Origin of the sequence: Mesobacillus maritimus, from assembly GCF_023715205.1 — a bacterium.
GTDB classification, from domain to species: Bacteria; Bacillota; Bacilli; order Bacillales; family Cytobacillaceae; genus Mesobacillus_B; species Mesobacillus_B maritimus_C.
The window spans coordinates 369,036-386,706 of sequence record NZ_JAMBNR010000002.1; the positions used below are offsets into that span (position 1 = coordinate 369,036).

Below are 17,671 nucleotides of genomic sequence, written 5' to 3' on the forward strand. Positions count from 1 at the left end.
TTTTTAGAAAAGAAAGCGATAAATTGATCGTATTTTCTTCTTACACAGTAGGACGCATTTCTTGAGTATTTCTATTCATCCACAAAGAAACACCGGAAACTCTTCCGGTGTTTTCTGTTTGAGCTTAAGCAATTCCCGCTTTCATCAGCATCCCATCTAAAGGGCGGTTCATGTTGCTTTCTAGCCATTGGGCGGTATCAATCAGCTTGTTCAAGTCTGTGCCTGTTTCAATTGCCATGCCTTGGAACATATTTACCATGTCTTCCGTACAGGCATTTCCGACTGCTTTTGGCGCAAATGGGCAACCGCCAAGGCCGGCAATCGAAGAATCAAAACGTTGAACGCCAGCCTGGTAGCCTGCTAGAATGTTTGCTAAACCTAGACCACGTGTATTGTGGAAATGCAGACCTAATGATAAATCATTGCCAAACTGTTTATAGAAAGCAGCAACAACGGTCTGAACTTGAATGGGATTCGCCATTCCTGTTGTATCCGCTAAGGTGATTTCTGAACATCCTGCTTCTAAAAATTTCTCAGCCACTGATAGCACTTTTGTTAATGGAACTTCTCCCTCAAATGGGCATCCAAATGCAGTTCCGAGTACTCCTGCTACACCTTTATTGGATTTTGCTCCCTCTTGAATCACTTTCGAAAGTTCTTCAACAGCTTGATCAACGGTTCTCTTCGCGTTTCTTAAATTAAAAGAATCACTCGTCGTTGTCACAACATGAAGAAAGTCAACATCGGTCGTTAGGGCACGCTCAAGACCCGAACGGCTTAAGACGAGTCCGCCATAGCGAATGTCCTCGGATTTTGGGAGAATCTTAAGTAGTTCTTCAGCATCAGCCATTTGCGGAACCACCTTAGGGTTGACAAAAGACACGGCTTCAATATTGCGGATTCCAGCGTCAATCAATTTAGAAATTAATTCCGCTTTTGTTTCAGTGCTGAGAATTTTTTTCTCATTTTGTAATCCGTCACGTGGACCTACTTCACAAATTTCAATCATTTTATTTCCTCCTTAAATAAGTGACTGATTTTAATATCATCTAAATGTTTTAACACATTGTCGCGTCCTTGGAAGATATGTTCGTGCATCGCAATTCGAGCTCGCTCAGGTTCTTTATTTTCAATCGCATTAAAAATAATTTTATGAACTTCAAGAGATTGTTGTAGGTGAAAATCGGTGTACCAATAAAACGAACGAAAGACAATTGGAATGACAACCACTTTTGAAATATGAAAATGAAGATGTTTGTTTTTTGCAGCCGAAACAATGGCTTCATGAAATCTTTGATTCACTTTCACAATTTTACGGATGCTGGTCATATCAGATTGTAAATGGTCATGGATCGCTTGTTCATATAATTCATTTGCGGTTTTTAGTTCAATAAGATCTTCTTCGGTTCGATTAACGGCAGCCTGACTAGCTGCATAGCTTTCAAGCAAACTTCTTAAATCGTAGATTTCTCTGATATCCTCTTTCGTAAAATGTCTGACCCCGACTCCTCTTTTTAAAGGAATAACCAATCCTTCCGCTTCCAATTGTTTGATGGCTTCTCTAATCGGTGTTCTGCTTAAGTTTAGTTCTTTCGCTAATGTTTCTTCACCCAACCGCATCCCTGGCTCATATTTTCCAAGAATGATGGCATCCTTTATAAATTTGTATGCATCCATACCAACACCTCAAGTTTATTGTATACAAAGAATAAATTGTTTTCAATGAATTTTCTGAAAACTACGAAAAAATGGTTGAATTATGGTGAATTCACTACCAAAGTAGCAATTTATCATAAAATTTAAAAAACAGTATTGACTTATTGTATACAAACCAATAAATTTGTATACATAAGTCAGAAAATTGATAAAATTAACAACAACCTTGGGGGGATGAACATGACGGAACATAAATTACCATTGGAAGATTTACGTGTGTTAGAATTGGGAACTTTATTGGCTGGTCCATTTACGGGTAGATTACTAGGAGACTTTGGTGCGGAAGTGATTAAGGTAGAACCACCTGGTAAATCGGATCCAATGCGGGATTGGGGAAAATCAAAAGATGGAGTCGGGCTTTGGTGGCCAATCCAATCTAGAAACAAAAAATCGATTACACTGAACTTGCGTGAAGAAGAAGGACAACAGATTTTAAGAGAATTAGTGAAAGAAGCCGATATACTCATTGAGAATTTTCGCCCTGGAACAATGGAAAAGTGGAATCTCTCCTATGAAACTCTTTCAGAAATCAATCCAAAGTTAGTCATGGTGCGGACATCTGGCTTCGGACAAACTGGACCATATAAAAATCGTGCTGGATTTGGTAGTGTTGGAGAAGCAATGGGAGGGCTTAGAAATGTAACCGGTTTCGAAGACCGTCCGCCATCGAGAATTGGCGTTTCCATTGGCGACACTTTATCGGCTTTGTTTGCAACCATCGGCTGCCTTGTCGCCGTCCATGAGCGGAAGCAATCCGGAAGAGGACAAGTAGTGGATACAGCTCTTTATGAATCTGTTTTCTCAATCATGGAGAGCATTATCCCAGATTATCTCTTAGCAGGGTATATTCGTGAACGGATGGGGAATATTCTTCCTGGTGTTGCACCATCCAATATTTATTTTACAAAAGACAAAACCTATATTGTCATCGGTGCAAATGCAGATGGCGTGTTCCGCAGACTTTGCGAAGCAATGGAACAGCCTGAGCTCGCAGATGACCCTCGTTTTGCGACCCATCATGCAAGGGGAGAAAACATGAAGCTTCTTGATTCGATGATTGAAGAGTGGACGAAAACTTTACCGGCTAAAGAGGTATTAGCGATTCTTGAAGACAAAGGAGTACCTTCAGGCCTCATCTATACGGCGAAGGACATTATTGAAGATCCGCATTATCAAGCAAGGGAAATGATTGTTCACGTCGAGCATCCGCAGCTTGGTGATTTCCCGATGCCAGGAGTGGTACCAAAACTAAGCAGGACTCCAGGTGAAATCAAGCATGTTGGCCCAGAGCTGATGGGGAAACATAACAAAGAAATCTATCAAGGATTGCTAGGGTTTGATGAGGAAAAATTAAAAGAATTAGAGAACCAGAAGATCATTTAAAGGAGGCTGTCAAATGGGCAAAACATTATATCGAAAAATTTGGGAGAAACACCTTGTTGTCGATGAGAAGGATCAGCCATCTGTGTTATATATCGATCTTCACTTGGTTCATGAAGTTACTTCTCCACAAGCATTTGAAGGACTTCGAATTCAAAACCGCAAAGTGCGTAGGCCAGATTTAACGTTAGCGACAATGGACCACAGCATTCCAACGAGAAACCGTTCTTTGCCAATTCAAGATGAAATCGCAAGGAAACAAGTGGAAACACTCGTGGATAATTGCCGTGATTTTGGAATCGAACTTTTTGATTTGAAAAGTGCCAATCAAGGAATTGTCCATGTCATTGCGCCTGAGTTGGGGATTACCCAACCAGGGCAAACCATCGTCTGTGGGGATAGCCATACTTCAACCCATGGAGCATTCGGTGCCCTAGCTTTTGGAATTGGCACAAGCGAAGTGGAACATGTGTTAGCAACTCAAACCTTAAAACAATATCAATCGAAAACACTGGCAATCAATGTAAAAGGCGAGTTGCCACTCGGGACAACAGCGAAAGATTTGATTCTTTCCATTATTGGAAAATACGGGCATGATTTTGCGACCGGTTATGTCATTGAATATCGTGGCGAAGCCATCCGAAACCTTTCAATGGAAGAGCGTATGACCGTTTGTAATATGAGCATCGAAATGGGGGCACGCGCAGGATTGATTGCTCCTGATGAAACTACCTTTGCTTATTTAAAGGGGAAGGAATGTGCACCAAAAGGGACTGAATGGGAAGCTGCATTAACGGAGTGGAAAACACTTTCTACCGATGAAGATGCCACTTTCGATTTAGAAATTGATTTTGATGCAGAGCATGTGACACCTCAAGTCACATGGGGAACAAATCCTGGACAAGTCGTTGGAATCAATGAAAAAGTTCCAAACCCAGCAGAACTTCCTGAAAATCAAAAACGTTCAATCGAAAAAGCGCTCGACTATATGGGACTTGCACCGGAAACTCCGATGACAGAGGTTCAAGTGGATAAGGTCTTTATCGGCTCTTGTACGAACAGCCGCATCGAGGATTTGAGAAAAGCAGCTGCGGTTGTGAGCGGGCATCAAGTCGCTGAAAAGGTAGAGGCACTTGTGGTCCCAGGATCTCAGCTCGTAAAACAGCAAGCGGAAGCAGAAGGACTTGATCAGATTTTCTTACAGGCAGGGTTCGAGTGGCGTGAAGCTGGCTGCAGCATGTGTCTAGGAATGAATGACGATCTTGTCGGTCCAGAGGAGAGATGTGCATCGACATCCAATCGAAACTTTGAAGGTCGTCAAGGAAGAAAGGCAAGAACACATTTAGTGAGTCCCGAAATGGCAGCAGCCGCTGCGATTGCTGGGCATTTTGTTGATGTTCGTAAATGGCCAACAAAGGAACTGAAAGGAGCGAATGTCTAATGCAATCCTTTACGACAGTGACTGGAGTGGTGGCTCCTTTAGATGCCGTGAATGTAGATACAGATGCGATTATTCCAAAGCAATTTTTAAAACGAATTGAAAGAAAAGGGTTTGGTCAGTTTCTTTTCTATGATTGGCGTTATGAAAATGGTCAGGAAAAGCCTGAGTTTGTATTAAACAAAGAGCCTTATCGGAATGCGCCGATTCTCCTTACGAGAAAGAATTTTGGCTGCGGTTCCTCAAGGGAGCATGCACCGTGGGCACTTTCAGAGTTTGGCATCCGCGTGATTCTTGCACCATCTTTCGCGGACATTTTTCATAATAATTGCTTTAAAAATGGAATCTTGCCAATTGTTCTTCCAGAGGAAGTTATTCAGTCTTTATTTCAACAAGCGGAAACTCAACCTGGATTCGAATTATCGGTGGATTTAGCTTCTCAATCTGTAAAAGGCGCGAATGGGTTTAAAGCATCTTTCGAGATCGCACCTTATCGGAAACAATTATTGCTTGAGGGACTAGATGAAGTGGGAGCTACTTTAAAAGCAGAGGATCGAATCACGGAATTCGAAGAGAAGCACAAAGTGTTTTATCAATTGTCGTTTTAAGCTTTCACCGAAACCTTGAATGAATTTACAGAATTTTTAAATAAGGGGGTTGTCATATGAACAAAGATGTGAAAGAACCGATTCGCAAGAAGTGGATTTGGATTGGGCTTGTGCTCATTACCTTAGGGAACGTCCCTTGGTATTTTTCGGACTCCATGGTTGAGCCGTATGTTTTCGGTTTTCCGTTATGGGGATTCATCATTTTAGTCTTTTCCATTATTTTAAGTGCCTATTTAAGTTGGATTTGTTTGACACAGTGGAAAATTGTTGAAGACGAAGAAGAAGCAAACAAGTAAAGGAGGGATAGCATGGGTGAATTAACGTTTGCTGGAGTAGATGGAATTATTATTTTGTCAGCATTTGCGATCATTATGCTTGTCATTGGCTATTTCTCAGGCCGTGGTGAAAAAAATATTCATGAAAGCTTATCAGGGTATTATTTAGCAGGGAAAAATTTGGGAATCATTGCTTTGTTTTTTACACTATTTGCCACACAATATAGTGGGAATACAATTGTTGGATATGCTCCGACTGCCTACCGAACAGGATTTTCCTGGTTGCAGTCGATCTCGTTTATGACGATTATTATTGGTGTTTATTTACTCTTCGCACCTAGATTATATGTGATTGCGAAAAAACGAAATTTTGTTACGCCGACAGACTGGCTTCAACACCGTTTTAACTCAAAAGGAGTCACGCTTCTTGCCATTTTCCTCATGTTATGGGGATTAGGAAACTACTTACTCGAACAATTAGTGGCAATCGGTCAGGCGGTATCAGGGATGACTGGTGGGACGATTCCTTACCAAGTGGCTGTAATAGTGTTTGTCTTCGTTATGTTAGCCTATGAGTGGATGGGTGGCATGAAGGCGGTTGCTTTTACGGATGTCATGCAGGGAATTGTCCTTTTAGTAGGGATTATCGCCTTCGTGGCCGGCGGAATTTACTTAGCAGGGGGCAATTTCGGTTCCATCACTCAATTTATCGCGGAAACGGAACCGGCTAAATTAGCGGTACCAGCGGCGGAAGTGAATATTAACTGGTTGAGTATGCTCGTTCTTGTGGGACTAGGCGCAAGTATCTATCCACATGCCGTACAAAGAATTTACGCGGCAAAAAGCGAAAAAACATTAAAAAAATCATTTGCACGGATGGCATGGATGCCACTAATCACAACGGGTCTGGTTTTTATTGTTGGAATTATTGGAATTAAACTATTCCCAGGGTTAGAAGGGGGCGATTCTGAGCAGCTTGTTGGGTTAATGGCAAATGAAATCGCTTCAATTAATTCCTTTTTCTACTGGATTATGATCATCTTCTTTGGTGGGATTGTGGCAGCAATCGTTTCAACAGCAGACTCTGTCTTACTAAGTTTTTCATCCCTCATTTCGAATGATGTGTATGGGAAATTTATTAACCCGAATGCGAGTGAACACAGAAAAGTAATGGTTGGGAAAATCATTGGGATTATTGCCATCTTTGGGTTGCTTTGGGTTGCTTGGAACCCCCCAGGAACCTTATACGAAATCTTCGTATTAAAATTTGAATTGCTCGTCCAAGTATTCCCAGCATTTGTTCTAGGTTTATATTGGAAAAGATTGGATGGGAAGGCTGTGTTCTGGGGAATGGTCATTGGCGCGATTGTTGCCGGGATCCTTACATTTACCGGAAACAAAACGATTTATGGAATTCACGGTGGAATCATCGGATTAGCACTTAACTTTGTCATCTGTGTGGCTGGTTCATACCTTTCTTCTACCTCTGTTAAGAAAGATCCTGTGCTTGAAGAGGATATGAATGCAGTGAATTTATAAGCTGATTGTTGAAGTGAAACTTCCCTCAGTAGGGTGCCCTACTGAGGGTTCATTGTTAATGCCATGTAAAAGAGGCGAAACGAAATGACAAATTTAATGGTGAAAAATAAGCCGGTATTGATCTCCGAGGCATGGCGGATGCTCTTGTTTCTGTTATTGGCTCAGCTCTTGGTGGCCTTTGTTGGGCGCAGCATCGGACCGCTCGGTGTTCTAATTGGGGAGGATCTATCGCTAAATAAATCGCAAATTGGGATGTTACCGGCTGCACTCTTTTTAGGTCAGGCGTTTGCTTCCGTTCCGGCCGGATTTTTAACGGACCGATTTGGTTCACGGAAACTACTCTTCATTTCTGCTTTTTTCCTTGGTCTAGGTTTTTTAGTGATGACGTTTCTTGGGCAATTTTGGGCCGTGCTTTTCCTTGTCATGCTTGGTGGCATTGGCTATGGGTCGATGCATCCGATTACCAATCGGGGGATTATCGTATGGTTTCCTTTAAATCAGCGAGGAACTGCAATGGGAATCAAGCAGACAGGAGTAACAGCGGGTTCAGCTCTTGCTGGCTTAATTTTACTTCCACTTGGTGCAGTTTATGGCTGGCGGATCGTCTTGTTAGGTGCCTGTATTCTTTTGCTCATAAGTGGAATGGTTTCATACATGTTATATCGCGATCCTCCTGGACAAATGAAATCGAACAATCCGACTGGACTCGTTTCCTTTTATAAATCCATGTTTAATATGTTAAAAAATAAATCGCTCATGCTCGTTAGTTTTAGTGCCATGGGGTTAAACGGTTCACAAATGTGCTTAAATACGTACCTTGTTTTGTTTGTTTATGAAAAGTTTGGGATTTCACTGGTTCTATCAGGGATTCTTTTTGTCATCTCGGAAGTGAGCGGGACATTAGGGCGGATTGCTTGGGGCATGATCAGTGATTTTCTATTTAAAGGAAACCGCATTGTGATTTTATTGATTATTACGGTCCTAACAGCGTTCTCAAGCTTAACGGTCGCATTGATGTCTAGTGCCACCTTCTGGGTGCTGGTTCCAATCTTCATTGTCTTTGGTTTTTCTGTGTCTGGCTTTAATGGCATATGGATGAACCTTGCTAGTGAAATTGTTCCCCCGCAACAGGCGGGGATCTCGAGTGGCGTAAGCATTACGTTTGGTTCGATCGGGGTTATGCTTGTTCCACCGATTTTTGGTTTGATGGTCGATCAGACAGGCAGCTTTACCTTTGGGTGGCTGTTCATTAGTGGGCTGATGGTTCTGGTATTTTTCATGCTTTCTTACTTAGCAATCATTAATAAAAGGGAAAGTAAAATGGGCTAGAAGATCAATCATAGAAGGGAGATTTCAGAAAATGGATTTTAATCCTGCAGAGTTAAGGGAAAAAGAGGTATATAAATTGTTAAGTGGCTCCGTTGTTCCTAGGCCGATTGCTTGGGTGTCAACCATTTCAGAATCCGGTGAACTGAATTTGGCGCCTTTTAGTTTTTTTACGGTTGCATCGCGTAACCCGCCCATGCTTTGTATTTCAGTCGGGCCTGGAGTCGGCGAAAGAGAAGGGACGGAAAAGGATACATTGGTCAATATCCGTTCGCAGAAAGAGTTTGTCATCAATGTTGTTCCCGTTGAGCTTGGAAATCCAATGCAAAAAAGCTCAGAAAATCTACCCACGGAAATAAATGAATTTCAAGCAGCAGGCTTGACACCCATTGACAGCCAGATCGTTTCCGCTAAGCGGGTAAAAGAAGCTCCCATCCAAATGGAGTGCAAACTGGAACAAATCATAGCTCTAGGAACCGATCACTTAATTATTGGCCGGATGGTCCATTATCATATTGAAGACGAATATTATCTAGGAAACTATAAAATAGATCTAGAAAAATTGAATCCATTAGGAAGACTTGCCGGAAGTTTTAGCGAAATGAAGGGACTGTTTCAGTTGCCACGGTAGGTGTCCCGGTAACGATTCTCTTGTTCTACTTAATGCTCTATGCAGAGAAACACCGGAACCCGGTGTTTTTTCTGTTACACAATTGGTTGCATCTACAAAGATCCTAAAATCGTATTCCAACAATAAAGGAATGAAGCATAAAAAAGAATATTTTTATAGAAAGGATGTGCATAAGAATGACAACGATGATCGAAAAGATTACAAAAGCGAAAGCAGGCACGACTGCTCGGGTACAGCCAGATTGGTTTATTCTAACAGAGAATAATGGCTTTGAGATATTGGCGGCGATGGAAAATAGGAAAATAGCATTTCCGGAAAAGGTCATCATGATTTTTGATAGAGATGTACCAGCCAGTACATTTGAATCGGCCGAACTACAAAAGCAGCTGGCTAAATTTGCAAAAAAGCATGCTATCTATTTTTCAAATTCAGCAGGAATTGCCTACAACGTTTTGATGGAAAAGTTTTTATCACCTGGGGAAATTGTTGTATCTACTGGATCTCACTGTTCAATCGTAGGAGCTGAACAAGCTTGGGGCGTGCAGCTTGATGTGCGAGCTTTTGCCGATAGCTTGGAAACAGGATATTTGGATCGTATAGTTCCCGAAACGGTTCAGATTTCCTTGGAAAATGCATTAATCAACGCCGAAATCAAAGACCTTACATTGACTCTGTTAAAAGAGGTAGGGGAAAAAGGCTTTGAAGATAAAGCAGTCGAGTTTTATGGTTTCGGATTGACAAAGGCACAACAAACGGTGCTTTGTTCAATGGCTGGTCAAACAGGTGCAGCCGGTGTTTTCTATTGCAAGCAGGAAGAAGCTGAATCACCGATCTTGTCTTATGATTTATCCAAGATAAAACCAATGGTTGCAAACTCAGGAAGTCTATTTAATATTGAACACCTGAAAAGTGTTGAAGGGAAAGAAATTCATGCTGCTTTTATTGGGAGCTGTACCGGAGGGTCGATAGAGGATTTACGTATTGCTGCTGAAATACTAAAAGACCAGCAGGTTCATTTGCATGTTCGACTCAACATTTGTCCTCAGACGGCTTCTACCTATATTCAGGCGATGAAAGAAGGATTAATCGATATTTTTATCGATTCTGGTGCTCAGATTCTAACGCCAAGCTGCGGAAGCTGTCAGCGCAGTACGGTAGGTGGTGTTGGCCGTGGAGAGGTGATGTTGACGACAGGTGCTTATAATTATAAAGGCTGTTCGGGTGTCAAAGATTCAGAGGTTTATATGGCTTCCGTTGCTGCCGTTGCAAAGAGCGCCATTACTGGAAAAATCACTGTGCAAGAAATGGGGGTAAAACATGGCTAATATACAAAGTGGAAGGATATGGTTGTTGCCAGATGATGTGGATACGGATGTAATTCTCGCGGTTCGACATCTCTTTTTGCCAACTGCTGAAGAAAGAGCAAGACATGCATTAGAAAACTTAATTCCAAACTTTGCAACAGACGTGATAGCTGGGGACGTGATTGTTGCTGGGAAGAACTTTGGTTGTGGGTCATCACGTGAATATGCCCCTGAAGCCCTTTATGATTGTGGGATCTCTTGTATTGTTGCTAAATCTTTTGCACGCATCTTTTATCGGAATGCAATCAATATTGGAATTTCACTTGTTGAGAATGCCGACATTCAGGACGAATGTGAAGATGGCGATTTGATTACGGTCGACCATGAAAATCGGAACATTGAAACAGGGGGAAGAAGATATGAAATGCCAAAAGTGCCCAAACATCTAGAAGAAATTTTTAAGGCAGGTGGGTTGGTCAATTACCATCGAAAACGGAATGCATTGAGTAAGGAGGGGGGCAAATAATGGGGCATACACTTGTAGAAAAATTGATGATTAAAAATACAGGGGATGATTCCATTCGACCTGGTGATATTGTGATCGTCAATCCGGATTGTTATATGATCATTGATGCTTACTCACCGTCTGTGATTAACAAGCTAGAAGAAATGGGTTTTGACAAGGTCCTATGTCCAGAAAAGGCGGTCGTTGTGTTTGACCATTTACTCCCTGTCGGCAATCCAAGCAATGATCCGCTGTTTATCTCAAAGAGTGTAGAACTTCGTGAAAAATATAAGATTCAAACCACGGAAAAAGGAACAGGAATCTCCCATACCCTGATGCATGAAAAGAGATATGCAAAGCCCGGAACGATTGTTACAGCAACAGACAGTCATACCACAACCTATGGTGGTGGAGGCTGTTTAAGTACAGGGATCGGATACAGTGACATGGCGGCTGTCCTCGGTACGGATGAGCTCTGGCTGAAAGTCCCAAATGCGATTAAGATTGTTTTAGAGGGGAAATTAAAGCCGCATGTAACCGCGAAAGACATTGTTTTGAAGGTGGTAGGGGATTTGAAGGCAGATGGCGGTCAGTATAAGTCATTGGAATTTACTGGCCCAGGGGCGCAGCAGCTGTCTATGCAAGCAAGATATACAATCTGTAATATGGCACTTGAGGCAGGAGCCAAGTGTGCCTTGTTTGAAGCCGACGATAAAACGGCTGAATACTTTGACATGGATTTAGATGAGATTCGTTGGATTCAGGTGGATGAGGATGCCGAGTATGAGTCCGTGATGACCTATGACTTAGGACAACTCGAACCTCAGATTGCAAAGCCAAAAGGTGTGGATGATGTTTATGATATTTCTAAAGCCATTGGTACAAAAATCGACGAAGTTTTTATCGGGTCTTGTACCAATGGAAGCATCGAAGATATGGCAGTGGCCGCTGATATTCTTAAAGGGAAAACCATTTCGCCTTATTTGAAACTAGTTGTCATTCCTGCGTCGAATAAAGTTTTTAAAGAATCCATCGAGCTTGGGTACATCGAAACGTTCCTGAAAGCGGGGGCAACGGTGTCGCATCCTAGTTGTGGACTGTGTGCTGGTTTTCCATTTGGTCTATTAAGCGATGGGGAAGTCGTTTTGTCGACAAGCAACCGGAACTTTATTGGGCGAATGGGAACAAAAGATTCCTTTATTTATTTAAGTTCCCCAGCAGTAGCCGCCGCCTCTGCCTTAGCTGGAGAAATTGTATCACCAGATATGTTAGAATTACTCACCCATTAAAAAAGATTGTATTCCACACGACGACTAAAGACGATGATCTTTAGTCGTTTTTTGTTTCGATATTTTAGAATGGGGGATTAAGTTTATAGAGGGAATTAAGATGGTGAAGGATACTACTTAAGCATACGGGGGCTTTAGTTGAATAGAGATCTTTACCGAACGGGCGCAATTCATGAAAAAGAATTGTGCCTTCTTTAGATATAGGAGCAGATTGTTATACTTAGGATAACAGGGCAGATTTGTACAAGAAAGAGTTTAATTAGGATGGAAATGATTATACTATTTATAAACTTCTTAAGGAGTATGAGATTAAATGGTTACTACACCTGACAATTTTGACCACCCAGGAAAATCGTCTAATGGACGAGCTCCTAGATCGCCAATTCCTAACGGACCCTACATTAATGTTTTATTTACAGCTACGATGGAGGCTAATGTGGGACCGAATAGAGATGGTACGAGAGTATTAGAACATAAGCTGACAGCCGAGTCTAAAATGTTATCATGTCAAAAAAGTCTAACTCTTAGGCACGTATGGGATAGAAGTAGATATGACCAGAGTGCTCATAGCCATTTAAAATCAACAGAGATAGATATAAGTTTGCCTATGCCCGAGGAAGTCAAAAGGATTAGGGAAAACTCTAGAAAATACTTTCCTGAGATTAACTTGGTGATATGTTTCGTAGCTGGTGATTATTTTGTTGAGAATGGAAAACAGTCAGACACAGTCGCTTATGCATATAAGAATGCAGGTGATAATCATCATAGTCCATTGTACACTGTATTAATTTGTGACCAAGCTCAGCCCATTGCCTGCGCTCATGAGTTAGGTCATATTTTAAATTATTCTAATAAAAATGGTTTAGCACACGACCCTAATCCACACCCAGATAATCCTGATCATAGTGCTAATCCAAATAATTTAATGTATCCCATTCCAGGATCAATAATCACATCTGAACAATGTAGACAATTTTTTGAAAGCACGATAATCCTTCAGAATTAGTTTTTCTGTATACCTCAGATTTATCTATTAAACTTATTATTAATTTAAATAAAGAAGTCGTTTAATGGGATAATTTAAACATAACTTTCATTAACTCGTTCCTTTTATGGGGGCAGGAAATCTAATCAAGAATAAAGTAACCACAATTCTGATATCGAACCGTTCGCAAAGGCACCTGTTATCAGGTGCCCCCAAACAATTATGAGATTTTTTTCAAAATATTTGCGCCGAATCCACTGTCTTGGTAGGTTTTGACGAGATTGCGTTGTCGTACCGAAAAGCCTAAAATACCTTTGCCCCTGGCCGTTCCACGCGGTACATCATACCAGTATCCGCTGAGTTCCACCGACCCGGTCGGACCGTAAGTTACTTCTCCTTCCAACACATTGGTCCAATTAAGACCACTGCCGTTGTCGCTTAATCCTACCCACCAGATCCGATTGTTATCAAGGTGCCGAATGTAGTATAAGCCTCCATCGTCACCTCGCCAGGTTCCTGTTAAGTCATACGCAGGTTGCCTCCAATAAGGGAGAATAGGTACCTGATTATAGTACATAGCTTGCACTCCTCTATTATCTTTATTATTCGTTACAATATGAGTCCACAAAAAGCAGCTAGCTTCACAACCGTTGCCAAGTCCTGGTAATAATTCCACCGGAAACTTTGGTCAACCTGTCTCCATCACGGGTGAGGACTAAGGTGCCGTAGTTCCTATTCCTTCCACGCGGTACATCGGCCCAATTGCCAGAGATGACCCATGCTCCAACATTGCTATCATAATTCGGCAACCCATGAAACACATGTGTCCAGGTTTGCCCACTACCATTGTCGCTAAATCCTGCCCACCAGACATGGGGGTCATCGTGTCGGATGTAGTACAGGCTTCCATCGTTGCCTCGCCAGACTCCCGTCATATCATTTTCTTGTCGCATTGCTTGTGCATCAACAAAAGGCGCCCGATCCTGCGTATGCCTCCAATGAGTTGGCATGGGTACCTGATTGTAGTACATAAATAGCACTCCTCTATTGGAATATTTTTCTATCCTTACACCATATGCCGACACAAAACAGCTGGACCTAGGCAAATGCTGATTTGAGATGATGCAACTCAATGAGAAGCGGGTCTGGAACCTAACAAAGAAGAGAGAACACTTATTCACTTTTCCACAAAATTATTTAAATCAGTATGAATCCTGTTGAACACGATGTAAGCCGCGATTGTACGAATAACAAGCAGATTCGGAGAGGTTAGCAACATCCATTCTAAGCCAATTTCTATAAAAAAAAGGATTTGTATGTTGGTAGAGTAAAAATGGTCCCGATTTCGGGATTTTTTCGCAACTAACTGAAATGCTAGTAGTGTGGTTGATAGGAAGGACTTTGAATCAAAACAACAGGATCAATACCATCTAGATCGAGCAACGAATGATGTTTTCTACAAAGAAGTGTGCGAGCGCACTCCTTCAACTAAGCATTTCAATGTAAATCATCTTTTCCTCCTGTTATCATAAAAACAAATGAGTATGTAAGACCCTTTTGGATAGGGCGGATCAATACGATACGATTCAAACACATCAAAGCGACATCCACCTAGTAAAATTAAAGAGAAAGAAGTGGTGAACCCATGCCAATAACTAGACCAACAAAATCGATTAACGAAATCCCTTTTTCCGTCCTTGACCTTGCACCCATCGTGCAAGGGGGAAATCCTAGCCAATCCTTCCAACATTCAATCGAGTTAGCACAGTTAACGGAAAAATTAGGCTATAAGCGGTACTGGTTAGCGGAGCACCATAATATGCCTGGCATAGCAAGCTCTGCAACATCTTTAGTAATCGGCCATGTAGCGGCACATACTTCTACGATTCGTGTAGGATCCGGTGGAATCATGCTTCCAAACCATTCGCCACTGGTGATCGCGGAGCAATTCGGAACTCTCGAAGCGATGTTTCCAGGACGAATTGATTTAGGATTAGGACGAGCACCGGGAACGGACCAACGAACAGCCCATGCCCTTCGTGGGGCGAACTACACAAATGGCGATGAATTCCCAGAACAATTAGAGCAACTGCAAGCCTATTTTCAAGGTTCTGGACCGGTACGAGCAATCCCTGGTGAAGGAGCAAATATCCCTATTTGGTTGTTAGGTTCTAGCGGGTTTAGTGCCAGATTATCGGCACAACTCGGGATGCCGTTTGCTTTCGCCAGTCATTTTTCACCTGATAACACACTGCCAGCCCTAAAATTGTATTATGAAAACTTCCAGCCGTCAGAGGAATATAAAGAACCTTACGCAATGGTAGCAGTAAACATCATAGCGGCAGATACGGATGAGGAAGCAGAATTCCTTTCTACTTCCATCAAACAAAACTTCCTAAACATGATGAGGAACACACCATCTCAGTTACAACCACCAGTAAACAATTTGGATGAGCTGATGAGCCCATATGAAAAGGCCGTTTTAGAAAAACAATTACGCTCCACGATCATCGGAAATCCTACCACCGTAAAGAAAAAGCTAGAATCCTTCTTAGACGAGACAAAAGCAGATGAAATCATGGTGAGCACCATGGTCTATGACCAAAACGCCCGACTCTACTCCCACCAACTCGTGGCAGAGATAATGGGGTTATAAGTTTTTATTGGCCTATCAATTAGCATGAGAATTGATAGGCCAATTGGTGTGCTAAAATAAACTTTAACTTAACGATCAGGGGATAGGGTTTATTAACAAAGTTAAAATGAATAAGGAGGAGTGAAAATGGCCGAACATCATTTTCATTTAAAAGCACATTGGCCTGGGCTACGTAATGATATAGGAAATATCGAAGCCGATCAATTAAAGACAAAAATATCGATCCCAAAGGAAATGGACGGTCCCGGTATTGGTACAAATCCTGACGAAATGCTCCTTGGGGCAGCAGCGACATGTTACATTATTACTCTTGCTGCGATGATGGAACGTAGTCAGATCGAGAAAGATGGATTAACGATGGAATCAGAAGCAATTGTCGATGTGACAAATGGTGTCTTTACATATAAAAAAATTATCCATCGGCCAGAAATAGTATTGAAACAAAATGCTTCCGACCGAGACAGACAGGTTGCACAAAAGCTTGCAGAAAAGGCGGAAAAATCTTGTATGATTAGCCGTGCCATTCAAGGCAATGTGGAAATTCAATTAGAAGTAACGATTAAAACTTCTTAATTACCATTGAATGGATTCGTGGAAAGTCCAAACTTCATTGTGATTTTATTAAGGTATTCCAGTAAATAGAGCACAATAGTAATTCAAGGATAGGGTTCTTGATTTTAAAAAATAATCTCCTACTTTCAGGCGGGATGATGGAGGAACTGTTTGTATAGGTGGGCACTACTACATTAATTTGTTTGAGATAACTGTCAAAGCTATTTGAAGCAGCTGGTAGACTGGATTAGAGAACAATCAATCATCTTGTATTTTAAACAATGTAACTGTTACCGGTGTCTTATCATGATGATTTATTTATTGCAATGAAATGAAGATCATTTGGCAATTCATTATTTTCCTATGTTTTTATTGTTTTTACTGTATACTAATAAAGGAACAAGGTTTACTTCAGCAAAATAAGGTATATATATTTGTTGAATCGATTCACTTTTAGACAAGTAAAGTAGGTGAACAAAGTGGGAAAATATCAATTGGATACTAAAGGTCAGGTAGCTGTGACAAAGTTTCATGAAAAACAGAAGCCTACCAAATTTGATAAAAAGCAGCATATTGAAAAATTACGTGCGGAGTATTTGAAAAAGAAGCAAAAACAAACAGATAAATAATCGAAATGAAAACATAAGAAGACTAAAAACTCCCTATGTTTTCTTATTCGAATTTCTTTTTTAAATTTAAAAGATCGCTTGGACATCGAAATCCAAGCGTTTTTGTTTGTTCTTTATCCTGTTGTCTATGGCTCTTTATCGTACAATACAGAAACTCGAGAATACTTGTGACGGCTTGTCACCAGTGGTAATTTCTTGGCCACTTCGGGGCGCGCTAGGCACTGTACGTAAAATTTAGCCTTAGATTACCCATTCTCCAAGCGTATTCCTCTATCCATTTTCTTACACTAATTTTCTGGATTATTCCAATTTTATAGACTCAAGTCTTTGGGATTTTGTGCTTCAGAACCTCTATAACCTCTATAACCTCTAATTACACTATGTGCTAAATTCAAATTTGAAACAGCATGCCCTCGTCCATTATATTGTGGTATTGGATCAATATTGGTGCTCGTGACGGGTTGTTAGGTGAGGGACTTTCGTGTGTACTACTGAGTTATTATTAACAGAACCAAATTTTCCTCTTGAAACGTAGGACCCTTTAGGGTTGATAAGTTCAAAAGATCTAGACATGGGAATACAGGTTATGACACATCGATCATTCTTGATTGACTATAAAAAACCCTTAACCAATAATCGGTTAAGGGTTTTTGCGAATTATTTATTTAAATTCGCAATCGTATAATCGGTTTCTTCTTGTGTGAATTTTTCACCGTAATCAGAAACCAATTGATCTCAGAAAGAATAGGTAGGTTAATGGAACAAAAATGGTCCAAAATATATAGGGGAGCCAAGTTTTGTTATAGAATATTCACATTTGGCGGAACCTTCTCTTACA

At 41.2% G+C, this 17,671-nt stretch carries 19 protein-coding genes; 14 read left to right on the forward strand and 5 right to left on the reverse strand.

Annotation, left to right across the window (positions count from 1 at the left end; translation table 11 throughout):
- Positions 1 to 124: 124 nt before the first annotated feature.
- Positions 125 to 1,009, reverse strand: a complete 885-nt coding sequence (locus M3182_RS04215; protein ID WP_251556798.1) for a hydroxymethylglutaryl-CoA lyase — start codon at positions 1,007 to 1,009, stop codon at positions 125 to 127.
- Positions 1,006 to 1,677 (reverse strand): GntR family transcriptional regulator, encoded by a 672-nt coding sequence (locus M3182_RS04220; RefSeq protein WP_251556800.1) that lies wholly within the window; start codon positions 1,675 to 1,677, stop codon positions 1,006 to 1,008. The genes M3182_RS04215 and M3182_RS04220 overlap by 4 nt, the downstream gene beginning before the upstream one ends.
- Before the next feature lie 219 nt (positions 1,678 to 1,896).
- On the opposite strand from M3182_RS04220, the gene M3182_RS04225 reads away from it, so the two are divergent.
- The 11 genes from M3182_RS04225 (at position 1,897) to M3182_RS04275 (ending at position 13,017) form a co-directional block, all read left to right on the forward strand.
- Positions 1,897 to 3,099, forward strand: coding sequence for a CaiB/BaiF CoA transferase family protein (locus M3182_RS04225; protein ID WP_251556802.1), 1,203 nt, complete (start codon positions 1,897 to 1,899; stop codon positions 3,097 to 3,099).
- Between the two features lie 13 nt (positions 3,100 to 3,112).
- Positions 3,113 to 4,537 (forward strand): 3-isopropylmalate dehydratase large subunit, encoded by a 1,425-nt coding sequence (leuC, locus tag M3182_RS04230; protein ID WP_251556805.1) that lies wholly within the window; start codon positions 3,113 to 3,115, stop codon positions 4,535 to 4,537.
- Entirely contained in the window at positions 4,537 to 5,142 is a 606-nt protein-coding gene (gene leuD, locus M3182_RS04235) for a 3-isopropylmalate dehydratase small subunit (RefSeq protein ID WP_251556808.1), read from the forward strand. Before leuC ends, leuD begins: the two co-directional genes overlap by 1 nt.
- 56 nt (positions 5,143 to 5,198) lie before the next feature.
- Complete coding sequence (locus M3182_RS04240; protein WP_251434430.1) at positions 5,199 to 5,438, forward strand: hypothetical protein; 240 nt, start codon at positions 5,199 to 5,201, stop codon at positions 5,436 to 5,438.
- A 12-nt stretch (positions 5,439 to 5,450) separates the two neighbouring features.
- On the forward strand, positions 5,451 to 6,956 hold the full coding sequence (locus tag M3182_RS04245; protein ID WP_251556820.1) for a sodium:solute symporter family protein: 1,506 nt from the start codon (positions 5,451 to 5,453) through the stop codon (positions 6,954 to 6,956).
- Between the two features lie 84 nt (positions 6,957 to 7,040).
- Entirely contained in the window at positions 7,041 to 8,285 is a 1,245-nt protein-coding gene (locus tag M3182_RS04250; protein WP_251556832.1) for an MFS transporter, read from the forward strand.
- Positions 8,286 to 8,316: 31 nt separating this feature from the next.
- Positions 8,317 to 8,913 carry a flavin reductase family protein gene (locus tag M3182_RS04255; RefSeq protein ID WP_251556834.1) on the forward strand — a complete coding sequence of 199 codons (597 nt, stop codon included), beginning with the start codon at positions 8,317 to 8,319 and terminating at the stop codon, positions 8,911 to 8,913.
- A gap of 176 nt (positions 8,914 to 9,089) precedes the next feature.
- On the forward strand, positions 9,090 to 10,238 hold the full coding sequence (locus tag M3182_RS04260) for an aconitase family protein (RefSeq protein ID WP_251556836.1): 1,149 nt from the start codon (positions 9,090 to 9,092) through the stop codon (positions 10,236 to 10,238).
- The gene (locus M3182_RS04265; RefSeq protein WP_251556838.1) at positions 10,231 to 10,743 is read left to right on the forward strand and encodes a LeuD/DmdB family oxidoreductase small subunit; all 513 of its coding nucleotides are present in this window, start codon (positions 10,231 to 10,233) and stop codon (positions 10,741 to 10,743) included. Before M3182_RS04260 ends, M3182_RS04265 begins: the two co-directional genes overlap by 8 nt.
- Entirely contained in the window at positions 10,743 to 12,011 is a 1,269-nt protein-coding gene (locus M3182_RS04270; RefSeq protein WP_251556840.1) for a 3-isopropylmalate dehydratase large subunit, read from the forward strand. Before M3182_RS04265 ends, M3182_RS04270 begins: the two co-directional genes overlap by 1 nt.
- Positions 12,012 to 12,324: 313 nt before the next feature.
- A complete protein-coding gene (locus M3182_RS04275) occupies positions 12,325 to 13,017 on the forward strand; it encodes a hypothetical protein (RefSeq protein ID WP_251556842.1) in 693 nt (230 codons plus the stop codon).
- A gap of 199 nt (positions 13,018 to 13,216) precedes the next feature.
- Here M3182_RS04275 and M3182_RS04280 read toward each other — a convergent pair whose 3' ends face one another.
- Both M3182_RS04280 and M3182_RS04285 read right to left on the reverse strand, forming a co-directional pair.
- Positions 13,217 to 13,573: a hypothetical protein gene (locus M3182_RS04280; protein ID WP_251556849.1), complete on the reverse strand. Its 357-nt coding sequence runs from the start codon at positions 13,571 to 13,573 to the stop codon at positions 13,217 to 13,219.
- 138 nt (positions 13,574 to 13,711) lie between these two features.
- The gene (locus tag M3182_RS04285; RefSeq protein ID WP_251556851.1) at positions 13,712 to 13,906 is read right to left on the reverse strand and encodes a hypothetical protein; all 195 of its coding nucleotides are present in this window, start codon (positions 13,904 to 13,906) and stop codon (positions 13,712 to 13,714) included.
- A gap of 735 nt (positions 13,907 to 14,641) precedes the next feature.
- Here M3182_RS04285 and M3182_RS04290 point away from each other — a divergent pair.
- The 3 genes from M3182_RS04290 to M3182_RS04300 all read left to right on the forward strand — a co-directional run bounded on the left by M3182_RS04290 (position 14,642) and on the right by M3182_RS04300 (position 16,833).
- Positions 14,642 to 15,652, forward strand: coding sequence for an LLM class flavin-dependent oxidoreductase (locus M3182_RS04290; RefSeq protein ID WP_251556853.1), 1,011 nt, complete (start codon positions 14,642 to 14,644; stop codon positions 15,650 to 15,652).
- Positions 15,653 to 15,778: 126 nt separating this feature from the next.
- The gene (locus M3182_RS04295; protein WP_251556855.1) at positions 15,779 to 16,225 is read left to right on the forward strand and encodes an OsmC family protein; all 447 of its coding nucleotides are present in this window, start codon (positions 15,779 to 15,781) and stop codon (positions 16,223 to 16,225) included.
- A 458-nt stretch (positions 16,226 to 16,683) separates the two neighbouring features.
- Entirely contained in the window at positions 16,684 to 16,833 is a 150-nt protein-coding gene (locus M3182_RS04300; RefSeq protein ID WP_251434493.1) for a hypothetical protein, read from the forward strand.
- Between the two features lie 657 nt (positions 16,834 to 17,490).
- Here M3182_RS04300 and M3182_RS26465 read toward each other — a convergent pair.
- A complete protein-coding gene (locus tag M3182_RS26465; RefSeq protein WP_432806686.1) occupies positions 17,491 to 17,562 on the reverse strand; it encodes an Ltp family lipoprotein in 72 nt (23 codons plus the stop codon).
- Between the last annotated feature and the right edge of the window lie 109 nt (positions 17,563 to 17,671).

Excerpts from the sequence above, each read along its gene's own strand:
- M3182_RS04280 (WP_251556849.1), bottom strand. The coding sequence starts at position 13,573 with ATGTACTATAATCAGGTACCTATTCTCCCTTATTGGAGGCAACCTGCG.
- M3182_RS04250 (WP_251556832.1), top strand. The coding sequence starts at position 7,041 with ATGACAAATTTAATGGTGAAAAATAAGCCGGTATTGATCTCCGAGGCA.
- M3182_RS04285 (WP_251556851.1), bottom strand. The coding sequence starts at position 13,906 with ATGGAAGCCTGTACTACATCCGACACGATGACCCCCATGTCTGGTGGG.
- leuC (WP_251556805.1), top strand. The coding sequence starts at position 3,113 with ATGGGCAAAACATTATATCGAAAAATTTGGGAGAAACACCTTGTTGTC.
- M3182_RS04265 (WP_251556838.1), top strand. The coding sequence starts at position 10,231 with ATGGCTAATATACAAAGTGGAAGGATATGGTTGTTGCCAGATGATGTG.
- M3182_RS04215 (WP_251556798.1), bottom strand. The coding sequence starts at position 1,009 with ATGATTGAAATTTGTGAAGTAGGTCCACGTGACGGATTACAAAATGAG.
- M3182_RS04290 (WP_251556853.1), top strand. The coding sequence starts at position 14,642 with ATGCCAATAACTAGACCAACAAAATCGATTAACGAAATCCCTTTTTCC.
- M3182_RS04245 (WP_251556820.1), top strand. The coding sequence starts at position 5,451 with ATGGGTGAATTAACGTTTGCTGGAGTAGATGGAATTATTATTTTGTCA.
- M3182_RS04220 (WP_251556800.1), bottom strand. The coding sequence starts at position 1,677 with ATGGATGCATACAAATTTATAAAGGATGCCATCATTCTTGGAAAATAT.
- M3182_RS04240 (WP_251434430.1), top strand. The coding sequence starts at position 5,199 with ATGAACAAAGATGTGAAAGAACCGATTCGCAAGAAGTGGATTTGGATT.
- M3182_RS04270 (WP_251556840.1), top strand. The coding sequence starts at position 10,743 with ATGGGGCATACACTTGTAGAAAAATTGATGATTAAAAATACAGGGGAT.
- leuD (WP_251556808.1), top strand. The coding sequence starts at position 4,537 with ATGCAATCCTTTACGACAGTGACTGGAGTGGTGGCTCCTTTAGATGCC.
- M3182_RS04275 (WP_251556842.1), top strand. The coding sequence starts at position 12,325 with ATGGTTACTACACCTGACAATTTTGACCACCCAGGAAAATCGTCTAAT.
- M3182_RS04255 (WP_251556834.1), top strand. The coding sequence starts at position 8,317 with ATGGATTTTAATCCTGCAGAGTTAAGGGAAAAAGAGGTATATAAATTG.
- M3182_RS04295 (WP_251556855.1), top strand. The coding sequence starts at position 15,779 with ATGGCCGAACATCATTTTCATTTAAAAGCACATTGGCCTGGGCTACGT.
- M3182_RS04260 (WP_251556836.1), top strand. The coding sequence starts at position 9,090 with ATGACAACGATGATCGAAAAGATTACAAAAGCGAAAGCAGGCACGACT.
- M3182_RS04225 (WP_251556802.1), top strand. The coding sequence starts at position 1,897 with ATGACGGAACATAAATTACCATTGGAAGATTTACGTGTGTTAGAATTG.